General features: G+C 40.9%; 11 protein-coding genes. 4 read left to right on the top strand and 7 right to left on the bottom strand.

Annotated elements, in window-relative coordinates; genetic code table 11:
• The first annotated feature begins 1 nt into the window (after position 1).
• From E0E32_RS04335 to E0E32_RS04325, 3 genes are all read left to right on the top strand, one after another.
• Positions 2 to 823 carry a carbohydrate ABC transporter permease gene (locus E0E32_RS04335; RefSeq protein ID WP_066196234.1) on the top strand — a complete coding sequence of 274 codons (822 nt, stop codon included), beginning with the start codon at positions 2 to 4 and terminating at the stop codon, positions 821 to 823.
• Positions 824 to 909: 86 nt separating this feature from the next.
• Positions 910 to 3,069: a beta-glucosidase BglX gene (bglX, locus tag E0E32_RS04330; RefSeq protein ID WP_130859081.1), complete on the top strand. Its 2,160-nt coding sequence runs from the start codon at positions 910 to 912 to the stop codon at positions 3,067 to 3,069.
• 21 nt (positions 3,070 to 3,090) lie between these two features.
• Entirely contained in the window at positions 3,091 to 6,402 is a 3,312-nt protein-coding gene (locus tag E0E32_RS04325) for a cellobiose phosphorylase (protein ID WP_130859080.1), read from the top strand.
• A gap of 130 nt (positions 6,403 to 6,532) precedes the next feature.
• Here E0E32_RS04325 and E0E32_RS04320 read toward each other — a convergent pair whose 3' ends face one another.
• From E0E32_RS04320 to E0E32_RS22575, 7 genes are all read right to left on the bottom strand, one after another.
• On the bottom strand, positions 6,533 to 6,802 hold the full coding sequence (locus E0E32_RS04320; protein WP_066196225.1) for an AbrB/MazE/SpoVT family DNA-binding domain-containing protein: 270 nt from the start codon (positions 6,800 to 6,802) through the stop codon (positions 6,533 to 6,535).
• Between the two features lie 211 nt (positions 6,803 to 7,013).
• A complete protein-coding gene (locus E0E32_RS04315; protein WP_066196222.1) occupies positions 7,014 to 7,583 on the bottom strand; it encodes a Uma2 family endonuclease in 570 nt (189 codons plus the stop codon).
• Positions 7,584 to 7,748: 165 nt separating this feature from the next.
• Positions 7,749 to 8,267, bottom strand: coding sequence for a type 1 glutamine amidotransferase domain-containing protein (locus E0E32_RS04310; RefSeq protein ID WP_130859105.1), 519 nt, complete (start codon positions 8,265 to 8,267; stop codon positions 7,749 to 7,751).
• Positions 8,268 to 8,391: 124 nt separating this feature from the next.
• Positions 8,392 to 9,219, bottom strand: coding sequence for a carbohydrate ABC transporter permease (locus E0E32_RS04305; protein ID WP_130859079.1), 828 nt, complete (start codon positions 9,217 to 9,219; stop codon positions 8,392 to 8,394).
• Positions 9,219 to 10,100 carry a carbohydrate ABC transporter permease gene (locus tag E0E32_RS04300; RefSeq protein ID WP_130859078.1) on the bottom strand — a complete coding sequence of 294 codons (882 nt, stop codon included), beginning with the start codon at positions 10,098 to 10,100 and terminating at the stop codon, positions 9,219 to 9,221. The genes E0E32_RS04305 and E0E32_RS04300 overlap by 1 nt, the downstream gene beginning before the upstream one ends.
• A gap of 71 nt (positions 10,101 to 10,171) precedes the next feature.
• A complete protein-coding gene (locus E0E32_RS04295) occupies positions 10,172 to 11,152 on the bottom strand; it encodes an ABC transporter substrate-binding protein (RefSeq protein ID WP_286171715.1) in 981 nt (326 codons plus the stop codon).
• On the bottom strand, positions 11,146 to 11,436 hold the full coding sequence (locus E0E32_RS22575; RefSeq protein WP_286171714.1) for a hypothetical protein: 291 nt from the start codon (positions 11,434 to 11,436) through the stop codon (positions 11,146 to 11,148). The genes E0E32_RS04295 and E0E32_RS22575 overlap by 7 nt, the downstream gene beginning before the upstream one ends.
• A gap of 251 nt (positions 11,437 to 11,687) precedes the next feature.
• Between E0E32_RS22575 and E0E32_RS04290 the strand changes: the two genes are divergently transcribed.
• Positions 11,688 to 12,677, top strand: a complete 990-nt coding sequence (locus E0E32_RS04290; RefSeq protein ID WP_130859077.1) for a LacI family DNA-binding transcriptional regulator — start codon at positions 11,688 to 11,690, stop codon at positions 12,675 to 12,677.
• The last annotated feature ends 77 nt before the right edge of the window (positions 12,678 to 12,754 follow it).

Here is a 12,754-nt window from a genome sequence, read left to right as displayed (position 1 = left end):
TATGGAATTAAAAAATAATTTTGAAAAAACGATGGTCATTTTGATTTTAGTCCTTGGAAGTATTCTTGTTTCTGTTCCTTTTATTTGGATGATTCTAAGTTCCTTTAAGCAGGAAATCGAAGTGGTGTCGATTCCACCTACCTTCTTTCCAGAAACAACGATATTTTCACATTACATTGAGTTATTTGAATCACTAAATTTTGGAGTCTACTTAGTAAACACACTCATTATCGTCTTGTTCTCCTTTCTAGGTTTACTCCTTAATACGATGGCTGGCTATGGCTTTGGTAAATTTGATTTTAAAGGTAAAGAGATATGGTTTGGGATTGTGCTTGTTACCATGATGATTCCTGGTCAGGTAACGATGATTCCAACCTATTTAATCTTAAATTTCATGAACTTAACCAATACGATGTCTGGTATTATCCTGCCTGGATTGATCGCCGCCTTTAATATTTTCCTCATACGGCAATTCATGGTGACGATTCCCGATGGATTAATTGAGGCAGCGAGATTAGATGGCGCAGGAGAGTTTCGAATCTTTTTCAGGCTAATTATTCCATTGGCAAAACCAATCATTGCCGTACAAGCGATTTTAACCTTTATCGCTTCTTGGAATAGCTTTATTTGGCCATTAATTATCGCTAATGACGAATCACTCTACACCTTATCGGTTGGACTTTCCTTGCTCAAAGATGCCAATACGACAAGTTATGCCTTACAAATGGCTGGTTCATCCATCATGGTTATTCCAATCTTGATTGTGTTTGCCATTTTCCAGAAATACATTATCGAAGGATTCAATGTATCTGGAATTAAGTAACATCCTTGGGCATGCAGACTATATCCCTGCATGCCCTATCATTCGAAGAAACCCATAGATTTGATCGTAAAATGGAGGATTGTTATATGTCGAAACGCGACTTATATGAGCTTTTAAATCAAATGACACTACCTGAAAAGGTTGCCCAGCTTACACAGTTGGCTACTCCTTTCTTTAAGGGCAGCAGTAAACAAGGAGAAATAACCGGCCCGATGGCAGCAATGCAAATAACCGATGAGGATATTCCCAATATCGGTTCGGTACTCGGCGCTTCAGGTGCGGAAGAAATTCGCTCGATTCAAAAACAGCACTTAGCCGAAAGTCGTTTGGGCATTCCTTTGCTTTTCATGTCGGATGTTGTTCACGGCTTTAAAACCATCTTTCCTATTCCACTGGCCATTGGCTGTTCCTGGAACCCTGCCCTTGCCGAGGAAAGCGCCCGTGTAGCCGCAAAGGAATCGGCAGTATCTGGTATCCACGTAACTTTTGCACCGATGGTCGACCTTGTCAGAGATCCGAGATGGGGTCGCGTAATGGAGACAACCGGTGAAGATCCTTATTTAAATGGCGTATTCGCCAAGGCGCAAGTTCGCGGTTTCCAAGGTGATCATCTGAAAGAAAGCAAGGAACATGTAGCCGCTTGTGTTAAACACTTCGCCGCATACGGAGCAGCAGAAGGCGGACGTGATTATAATACGGTCAATATGTCTGACCGCCAGCTCCAAGAAATGTATTTGCCAGCTTATAAGGCAGCCCTGGATGAAGACTGTAAGATGGTGATGTCTTCCTTTAATATTGTAGACGGTATTCCCGCTACAGCCAATCAAACTTTAATGAACGGTCTGCTCCGTGGAGACTGGGATTTTGATGGTGTTATGATATCGGATTGGGGCGCAGTAAAAGAATTAATCCCCCACGGAGTCGCTGCTGATAAAAAAGATGCCGCTAGAAAGGCATTAAGCGCAGGAACCGATATTGAAATGATGACCGACTGCTATGCCAGCCATTTGGAAGAATTGGTAGCAGAAGGAGTTATCGATGAACAGACCATCGATCAATCCGTTTTGCGTATCTTGCAGTTTAAAGAAGAGTTGGGACTATTTGAAAATCCATACCGTGGCGCTGATCCCGTACAAGAAGAACAGATTATCATGTCTGCCCCTCATCGAGAAGCAGCCAAGCAGCTGGCCATCGAGAGTAGCGTCTTGTTAAAAAACGATCAAACCTTACCATTACAGAAATCACAAAAGGTCGCACTGATTGGCCCTTTTGCCGACAATGGGGATATTCTGGGACAATGGTCATGGCAAGGTTCTAAAGAAGACGCCATTACGCTAAGACAGGGGTTGGTCAATAAATTACAAGAAGAGCCGCTACTCGCTGTCGGCAGTGATATTTCAGAGATAAACGCCACTTCTTTAGAACAAGCATTAACCGTTGCTCAACAAGCGGACGTTTTAATCGTAGCACTTGGTGAACATTCAACAATGAGTGGTGAAGCCGGATCCTTAACCAATATTCAACTTCCGCAGGCACAACTCGACTTATTACAGTCCTTAGCAGAGCTAGATAAACCCATTGTCAGCATTTTATTCAACGGGCGACCTCTTGATTTACATGGAGTTATCGAGCATTCCCATGCAATCATTGAGGCGTGGTTCCCAGGTACAGAGGGCGGCAATGCTTTAGCTGATTTATTATATGGAGACGAGAATTTCTCTGGCAAACTAACCATGTCCTTCCCTAACAGCGTTGGGCAAATACCTGTGTACTACAACCACTACAATACCGGCAGACCGAAAGGGGCACCAGATGCCCAGGTTAGATATGTATCTCAATATCTGGACAGCCCGAATGGACCATTATTCCCATTTGGTTTCGGCTTAAGCTATACTACTTTTGCTTACCAAGAACCTGTATTATCCACGGATCAATTGACGTCTGATCGTACACTTAACCTTACTGTTAAAGTCAAAAATACGGGCAATTGGACAGGAACGGAGACAGTGCAGCTTTACCTACGTGACTTAGTGGGTGAAGTAGTCCGACCGGTCAAAGAATTAAAAGACTTTAAACAAGTGAAGCTCCTCCCTGGGGAAGAACAGGAGATTCACTTTACCTTAACGGAAGAGCAACTCCGCTATTACCATTCCGACATGAGTTACAGTAGTGACCCTGGTGATTTCGAGGTGTTAGTAGGGCCAAACAGCCAAGAAACCGTTAATACATTTTTTACGCTTATTTAATATAGAAAGGACGGGACCATCATGACCACACAGCCTATCGCAACTTTTAGATCCGACCTACTAGACTTCTCTTTCTTAAACAGTGGAGATATCTATGGCATTCAACATGAAAATATATTAATCAACCAAGTATTATCCAATAGCCTGGATGGATCGTTACAGAATATCTACTTACGTGTCGTGCAAACAGATGGCCATCTTGCTTCGGCTCCACTATTAGGTGTTCATTCCGACAGTCGTTTCTCGCTAGGGGAAAACAAAGCGAAGTGGACGGGAAAGTTTGCCGGGGTAAATTATGAAGTGATTTTCCATCTGCACCAGTCTACTTGGTTCTGGGAAGTTAATCTATCTGGTAAGGACAAACAAGTAGACTTGATCTACGGACAAGATCTTGGTTTAGCAGGCAAAGGAGCCGTTCAAGCAAACGAATCCTATGTATCTCAATACATCGATTATCACGTATTCGAGAATGCCCAGCAAGGTTACGTCGTTACTGCTCGTCAGAACCAACCACAAGATGGGCAACACCCCTATTTACAACAAGGAGCATTAGACAAAACGGTTGGTTATTCTACCGATGGCTTTCAGTTTTTTGGCTTATCCTATAAAACGACGAATCAGCCAGAGGCATTAAATCAGGAGCACTTAGCAAACGAGGTTTATCAGTATGAATTTGCGTACACCGGTCTCCAATCTGAACAATTAACGCTAAAAGGTGAAGAACAATTTGTCTTTTATGGGCATTTCCAGCCGAACCATGCTCAAGCCATTACTGAATTGACTTTTACCGAAGAGATTCAACAAGCGTGGCAGGAAGTAAAACAACAAGCTTCGGCATACAAGGATCAAGCAGGGATAAGCTGGTCCAACGATTTTGCCGAGCCACTTCAGACCGAGACACTTACGACAGAAGAGATTGCCACTTATTTTCCTAAACGCAAGGTAGAAGAATACCAAGAGGATCAACTGTTATCCTTTTTTACAGATACGTATGAGCATGTTGTGCTAAAAAAGAAAGAACAATGCATAGAGCGACCGCATGGTCATATCCTATTAAGTGGAAATAACGATCATGTACGCGAGGATGTCTTTACCTCCACTGCTTATATGTACGGCATCTTTAACTCACAGGTATCAGCCGGAAACGTAGAGCTCAATAAATGGATGACGAATTCTCGCAATCCATTGAATCGTTTCAAAACAGCAGGACAACGTCTTTATGTCAAATTAAACGATAAGTACCAGCAACTAACCATGCCATCTTTGTTTGAGATTGGTTTTAACTATACACGCTGGTACTATAAAACAGCGGAAGACATGATCATGGTTACTAGCTTTACCATGGTTGATCAACAACAAGCACAGCTTCAAGTAGAATCAGCGTCCGGAAAGGCTTATTCCTATATCCTGACACAGCAATTGACCGAAGAATTTCTATCGGCAATGCAAACAACAGACGATTCCTTTTATTTCGAAAAGGAACAAGCAGACGCCGTTTATCCAGGATTGCACTATCAAATGCAGATGACAGGAACAGAAGTCACTCTTTACGATGAGCGCCGATTAGCTGCCAATGCCCAACCAGGAGAAGCCACTTTACTTGTCATGGAGCTCTCCGCTGCCAATCAATTTACCGTCATCCTGCAAGGTGATGTCAAAAAAACATTTCCAACGTTGGTATCCCACGATTTTGCCCAAGAAACGGAACGATATCGCGATTTTTACCAACAATTACTGGGTGGCTTCCATTTAGACATAGACGGAAAACAGCAATCCGCTGTGGAAAGATTAAATATTCTGGCATGGTGGTATACCCATAATATGCTGGTTCATTTCTCCAATCCACACGGTCTTGAACAATATGGCGGAGCCGCTTGGGGCACGAGGGATGTCAATCAAGGACCACTGGAATACTTTATGGCGACAGGCAATTACCAAACCGTGAAAGATATTATTCAAAGGGTATACGCCCATCAATACGCCGATCAAGGTGATTGGCCGCAATGGTTTATGTTTGACCGCTATACTTCCATCCAGCAAGAAGAAAGTCACGGGGATATTATCGTCTGGCCATTGAAGGTAGTTGGTGACTATCTTGAAGCCACTGGGGACACCTCCATCTTAGAGGAAGAACTGGCTTACATGGATCGCGAAGAAAAACAGTTCACCGACAAGAAATATACGCTGTGGCATCATATCGAGAAACAGATGACCTATATAAAGCAGCATTTTTTACATGGAACTCATTTGCCCGCCTATGACGACGGGGATTGGGATGATACATTACAGCCTGCTAACCCAGCCTTTAAAACGAATATGGTCAGCTCCTGGACAACAGCTCTGCTCTATCAATCCTTGACCAAATTAGCCAAGATAGGTGAACAACAAGGCTATCCGCAAGCTGACGAGTGGAAAGAACTAGCTCAGGCGATCAAGCAAGATGTCACCACCTATATGTTAGATGATCAGGTCATGCCAGGATTTATCTATATGGAAGATACGCAGCATCCAGAGAAAATCTTGCATCCAACAGACCAGCGCACCGGGATTCAATATCGCTTACTGCCTATGCAACGTTCGATTATTAGTGAACTGTTCACCAAGGAACAGGCAGAGGATCATTATCAATTAATCCGAAATAAATTGTATTTCCCAGATGGTGTACGCCTAATGAGTCAGCCTGCTCCATATAATGGCGGCGTCAGTACTCATTTTAAACGGGCAGAGCAAGCCAGTAATTTCGGTCGTGAAATCGGCTTACAGTATGTACATGCCCATATCCGTTTCATCGAAGCCATGGCCAAACTCGGCAAACCAGAAGAAGTATGGCAAGGTTTAGCGGTAATCAACCCAGTTGGTATCAAGGATGTAGTAACCAACGCAGAGCTGCGCCAAAGCAATACCTACTTCAGCAGTTCAGATGGTAAGTTCGCCACTCGCTATCAAGCAGCGAAAGACTTTGACAAGCTACGAACCGGCGAAGTTGCTGTCAAAGGCGGCTGGCGGATATACTCCAGCGGCCCGGGAATCTATATCAATCAGCTAATTACCAATGCCTTAGGTATACGCGAAGTACAAGACGGTGTGATTATCGATCCCGTTCTTACCGATGAATTAGACGGACTGCAATTCGATTTCCATTGTTGCAGCAAACCTGTCACCTTCATTTACCACACATCAGCAGCGGAGCACAAGGTGATAGTGAACGGACACAGCATCGAAACGAAAACATTAGTAAACCCATACCGTACCGGCGGGTTTCAACTAGATAAACAGGAGATCCAAGCATTATTAAGCGATGATCAACCAAATCGTGTAGAGATTTATCTGTAAATAACACAACGACCTGTTCTCCTTTTCTAGGGAAAACAGGTCGTTGTTTGTTATATGAATGAAAAAGAGAGCGTTCCCGCGAGGATTCCACATTCTCCTACTACATCTTTCTCATTATTCATTCTGTTTCTCATTGTTGCTCTATTTCTTCGACAAGCTGCCTAGCTGCTTCCGGACTCAAGGTGATCTTGCCTCCCCCAAGCACTAAGTTGTCTGAATTGACTTCACCAGTTACAATACAGGCATGTCCCGGTGTATATTTCTGTAGAATAATTTTCTCTTCATCGACAAAAATCTCCATCGGATCCTTGATATCGATCTCTAGTGTTCTACGCAATTCTTTTGGAATCACAATTCTCCCCAGTTCATCTACTTTTCTGACAATACCTGTGCTTTTCATCCTATCCCTCCTTCGTTATGTTCTCTCTATCCTACCACAAAATTCTATTTTTGTTAAATAAATCGGAGGGAACTGCAGTGACACTGTGTTCAGAAAAAATCGAGAGCTTTGTTAGATTGATAGCGGATTCATTTTATTCTGTTATTAAAAATACTTCAGATTCATTTGCATTTGTCGTATTTTCGATTGGAAGAAAGATTGCAGCTACTTCTTATTCAAATATTCGATTTAGTTCTAAGTTTAATCCCGTTAACGTTTCAACAGAAACCGTGTCCTCTTTTGTAAAAACTCCTTGAAATTTGTACTTCTGCCCCGCCAGCCAATGTATTTCTACTGATTCGTTAATCGGATCAACAATCCAATATTCCTTTACCTTCGCCTGTTCATACAACTGATATTTCTCCCATCGATCTAACTTCACAGAGGAAGGTGAAAGAACTTCGATAATCATATCTGGTGATCCATTACAACCTTTGTCATCTAGTTTATCTTGCTCACACACAACCGACAAATCCGGTTGAACGACATTATTTACATCACTATCCTGTTTATCCTCAGCTAAAAGGCGAACATCAAACGGTGCAAAAAATACTTCACAATCCTTATCTCGCAAAAACACTGAAAAAGCAGTAGATAACTCTCTTAGAATCTGCTGATGTCTACGTGAAGGAGCTGGAGACATATTACATATTTTCCCATCTATTAACTCCAACCTTTCCCCTTCCTCCCAGGTTAGATAATCAGCGTATGAATATTTCCTTTTTTCGTTGGGAATGGCCATTAAAAATCATTCCTTTCCGCTTTTACTTTACAACTATCATATCATATTCAAACACGTTAATCATGTTCTGGCGAAGGGATTAAGGAACGTTTATCTTTTTCTCATCAAACCATTACTCCAGTATATCAAGAAAAAGAGAGCAGTCATCACTGCCCTCTTCCTCCTTTAAGATGCCAATACGTTTAACGATTCACGTTTGAATGCTGGTAAATCATCCGGTGTACGGCTAGTTACTAGTTGATTTTGGCAAACAAACACTTCTTCATCTTTGAATTTCGCGCCGGCATTTTCCATATCGACCTGGATTGACTTAAATCCTGTAGCACCACGACCGTCTAACGTCCTTGCTGTAATCAACAACTGAGGACCATGACAAATCGCAAAAACCGGCTTCATCTCATCCATGAAATGCTTGGCAAACGCCACAAAGCGGTCATCCGCCCGCAGTATATCCGGAGAAAAACCACCAGGAATAAATAGGGCATCGAAATCACCCGGTGATACGCCGTCTATCCCTTTATCAATGGTAACTGTCGCCTCGCCTTGTTTTCCTTCTACTTGCTTACCAGCTTCTTTCTCAATCGTTACGACTTCATGACCTGCATCCTGAAACGCCTGTGCAGGATCTGTATATTCCACATCTTCAAACATATCGGTAATTACGGTTGCAATTTTAGCCATTATCATACACTCCTTTTTGTAATCTAAGGTTAGTATGCCCTACATTGTCCATAATACCACGAGTAGGAAAGGACTAAACATAACAACGATTAAACTCATCTATACGGATCATCCAATCGACAATGGGTTATTTAATCGCTCCATCCACCACGCCTTTAATAATCTGCTTCTGTAAAATGAGGTAGAAGATAACAATTGGAATAATCGCCAACACTAGTGCAGCCATGGCTGCTCCATAATCAGCAGTATAACGTCCAAAGAAATAGTAAGTGGATAATGGTATGGTACGATTTTCCGCTGATGTTAATACCAATGATGGTAATAAGAAGTCATTCCAAACCCATAATACATCTAAAATGGCGATAGTCGCCGTAATGGGTTTTAGCATTGGGAAAATAACCCTTAAAAACACCTGAAGACGACTTGCCCCATCGATAAATGCGGCTTCTTCTAATTCTTTCGGGATACCTTTGATAAAACCATGGTACATAAATGTCGCTAAACTGACTCCGAAACCTAAGTAAAAGAATATAAGAACAAACGGGCTGTTAAGCATATTCAAATCACCAAAGAAAGAGACAAACGGAATCATAATCGCTTGAAACGGAATAATCATGGAAGCGATTAGTAGAGAAAAAATAAAAGTGTTTAATCTGGATTTCCATCTTACTAAGTAATAAGCAAGCATCGCAGAAAATATGATCACAACGATGACAGATACAATGGTCACCAACAAAGAATTCCATAAAGCAGAAGCAAAATTCATCGTTTCATAAGCCTGAATGTAGTTGTCAAAGCTTAATTCCCCCATGAAGCTTAATGGGTTTTGAATAATATTGGTTCGATCCTTCAAGGAATTAATAACAACCAAGAAAAATGGAAACACAAACAATACAAAGAGAATGGTAGAAACAATAAATAAAAGTATAGTATTGAACCTTCTTTTATTACGCATTAGGATTCCACCTCCCGTTTTTTCAATACGCTAACCTGAACAAGAGCTATGATAGCTACGATAATAAACAACACAATCGCCTTAGCCTGACCCGGCCCATAATTCTGATAGAGAAAAGCTTCATTATAAATATGCATTGATATTAGCTCTGTCGATCGATAAGGACCACCTTCTGTTAAAGAAAGGTTCGTGTCATAAACCATAAAACTTCTCTGTAATGTTAGGAAAAGACTAATCGTAAAAGCAGGAACCATTAATGGAATTTTGATTTTGATTAATTGCTTCCATTTACTTGCTCCATCTAGCGTGGCAGCTTCAATGAGCGATTGTTGGATACCCATTAAACCAGCTACATAGATAAGCATCATATACCCTGCGCTTTGCCACACCCCAACAATGACAAGTGTCCAAAAGGCTTTGTCAGGCTCCGCTAACCAAGATGAAGAGAATATTTCCAAATTAAGAGATGTTCCAACACTGACTGCAACACGTGAAAAGATAAACTGCCAAACAAAACCTAAAATAACGCCCCCTATTAAATTTGGCAGAAAGAAACCTAATCTGAAAAAGTTCTGTCCTTTCATCCCACTGGTTACTATTAAAGCTAGGCCAAAAGCAATCACGTTCGTTATAATCAGAGTATAAAATACATATCTAAAGGTAATACCCAACGAGCCCCAAAACTCTGCATCACTAAAAGCCTCGACATAGTTTGCAATCCCAAGAAAATTGACGGAACCAGATAGCCCATCCCAATCCGTAAACGTCATGAAAATCCCTAAAAGAAAAGGAATAACAATAACAGCAAAAAAAGCAAAAAGTGGGATAAAGGCAAACGTAAAAAACACTTTAAGCTTCTCTGCTTTTTTTTCGTTGTACATGTCTTTTCTACCTCCTTACACCTCAATTAGAAAGTGAAGGGATAAGTCATTCACTTATCCCTCTATTTCTGCTATTCTTGGCTTTCCCAATAGGTTTGGAATTCTTCCGTTAGTTCTTCACGACTGATCTCATCAGCAAGATATTTCTGCATAGATTCACCCATAGTAGGGTAAGCATCCGATGGATAGTATAGATTCATCCACTCTAATGTTTCTTCATTCTCCATGTATTCAAGCACTTGCTTGGATATGGTATCTTCCGGCTCAATGTCCATGTGGTTATAAATAGGAAGAAATTTAAATTCGTTAACATAGTAGTCTTGCCCTTCTTCACTAGACACCATCCAATTTAGAAACTCCTTGGCAGCTTCTTGCTCTGCATCCGTGGATTGTTCTGCATCTACTACCCAATAAGATGGTACACCTACAGAAATTTTACTGTTCCCAAAATCGTCTGGATTATTGCTAACCGGCACTGGCATAATTCCGTAATTCACCTCTGGATCTAATTCATTAAGCGGTGGATATGCCCAGTTACCCATAAACCATAGACCTGCACTACCTGAGCTTAACTGGATGGTAGATTCATCAAAAAGAGCAGACAATGGAGAATTTTTTGCACCATTAAACTCTTTTGCCATATCAAAGGTATCTAGCCAACCGTTGAATACTTCATTATCGGCTAAACTTACTTCCCCAGCTTTCAAATCTTCCATGAATTGATGCCTTTCTTCCGTCTCTTCTGACTGGTTAGTAAAAGGAAGGTTGGTCCAGTGTGCACCTAAAGTCCAATCTTCACTAGTAATATACGTGCCTTCTGTATCTTCAAGAGCTGAAATATCTTCTAGCAATCCACGCAAGGCATCTTGTGTATTGATGGAAGCTGGATCAAACTCGCCACCGACAGCTTCATTAACTACATCTTCGTTATAAATAAATCCAAAAGCTTCCACTGTTACTGGCATTCCTAAATATTGTTCATCATATTCTGCAAATTCCAGTGTCCCTTCATAGGCTTCTTCGACCCAAGGCTGATCAGATAAATCTAGCAATCGGTCATGAAAGGAAGAAATCTCATCATCATAATAGTAGGAGCGCTTCCAGAAGAATAAAGGGTTGTCATTCGTTCATACGCGTTCTGTCCACCAAGAGGCATTGTTTCTACATCAATATCATCATGTGATGCGTTAAAATCCTCTACCATTGTTTCAAATTGAGTGGCGATTTCATTTTTTCCAATTAATACGGTTATATTGGTCGCGTCGCCACTCGAACCATCATCACTACCACAAGCAACTAATACGGCAACAAACGCAAATATCGCTAATCTTTTCATCCATTTCATTGTTATCTCCTCTTTCTTTATGAATGTGTTTTCATTTATCATCTTACTATGTGATTTTTTTATATGTCAATCGTTTTCATACAATAAATACAATAACAAAACTGCATTTATTGCTAAAATAACCAATAATATGTGGTAACGTATGACATAAAAAGCCTTATGATAATCTTTATTTTATCCGTTATAATTATATAAGAGTCCATCATTTTTTATTAAAATAATATAAAGGGAGTGTCTTATACATGGCAGGAATTAAAGATGTTGCAAAAAAAGCTGGTGTATCTGTTACTACTGTATCAAGAGTAATTAATAACAGAGGGTATATTAGTAAGGAAACACGCACCAAGGTTGATCAAGCAATGATAGAATTGGACTATTTCCCTAATCAAATAGCAAGAGCATTACAACAGAACCAATCTTATGTAATCGGTGTCCTCGTACCTGATTCCAGTCATCCCTTTTTTGCCGAACTGGTGAAAATAATAGAGACTTCCGCTCATCAAGCAAACTACAAAATACTGCTGTGCAACTCTGGTGGAGATGCCAACAAGGAAGCGAAATACATCAGCTTACTAAGAGAAAACCGAGTAGATGGCATTGTCATGTGCAGTCATTCTCTTGAGATTGAAGAGTATCAAAAGGTGAATCTACCCATTGTATCTTTTGATCGTATTATCTCAAACAACATCCCTTATATTGGATCTGATAATTTTCGCGGTGGTGAGATGGCAACGCAGCATTTAATAGACAAAGGATGTCAGCAGCTACTTCACATTTCCGGAACGCTTGATGAAGGATTTTTAACCAATCGACGCACCGATGCCTTCAAGCTTACGTGTATGAAACATGAGATACCATTTCATATTGTGGAAGGTGAGCGAAATCAGATGTCCTTCGATTACTACATGGATTTTATCGAAAAAGAAATTTCTCAACATCTATCTTCTGTAGATGGTGTTTTTTGCAGTAGTGATTTAGCTGCTTATGCGTTATATACTTATGCGGTCAATTCGGACATAAAAGTACCAGATGACTTAAAGATTATCGGGTATGATTACCACGCTTTTACACGGATACTGCAAGATCCAAAAATAACAACCATTGCACAGCCTATTCAGCGCATGGCGAAAGTGATTTGTGCAACCATCATTCGTATGATAGAGGATGAGGACATGGAATTCATCAATAACACGACCATGGATGTCCACCTTATGGAAGGCACTACCACCTAAGAGCAACTCAAAACTTCTCTCAGCGTCTAAGCACGGAGAGAAGTTTTGAATGTGAATGGAAGAACAGAAAAGGAGTG

It is taken from the genome of Gracilibacillus phocaeensis (assembly GCF_900626275.1).
Lineage (GTDB): Bacteria > Bacillota > Bacilli > Bacillales > Amphibacillaceae > Gracilibacillus > Gracilibacillus timonensis.
The sequence above is the reverse complement of the archived record's forward strand: the minus strand, read 5'-3'. Positions and strand labels throughout refer to the sequence as shown.

Bases quoted from the DNA above. Each gene is read 5' to 3' on its own strand.
- E0E32_RS04290 (WP_130859077.1), top strand. From the start codon at position 11,688: ATGGCAGGAATTAAAGATGTTGCAAAAAAAGCTGGTGTATCTGTTACT.
- E0E32_RS04315 (WP_066196222.1), bottom strand. From the start codon at position 7,583: ATGGCCATTCCCAACGAAAAAAGGAAATATTCATACGCTGATTATCTA.
- E0E32_RS04300 (WP_130859078.1), bottom strand. From the start codon at position 10,100: ATGTACAACGAAAAAAAAGCAGAGAAGCTTAAAGTGTTTTTTACGTTT.
- E0E32_RS04335 (WP_066196234.1), top strand. From the start codon at position 2: ATGGAATTAAAAAATAATTTTGAAAAAACGATGGTCATTTTGATTTTA.
- bglX (WP_130859081.1), top strand. From the start codon at position 910: ATGTCGAAACGCGACTTATATGAGCTTTTAAATCAAATGACACTACCT.
- E0E32_RS04320 (WP_066196225.1), bottom strand. From the start codon at position 6,802: ATGAAAAGCACAGGTATTGTCAGAAAAGTAGATGAACTGGGGAGAATT.
- E0E32_RS22575 (WP_286171714.1), bottom strand. From the start codon at position 11,436: ATGAAAAGATTAGCGATATTTGCGTTTGTTGCCGTATTAGTTGCTTGT.
- E0E32_RS04325 (WP_130859080.1), top strand. From the start codon at position 3,091: ATGACCACACAGCCTATCGCAACTTTTAGATCCGACCTACTAGACTTC.
- E0E32_RS04305 (WP_130859079.1), bottom strand. From the start codon at position 9,219: ATGCGTAATAAAAGAAGGTTCAATACTATACTTTTATTTATTGTTTCT.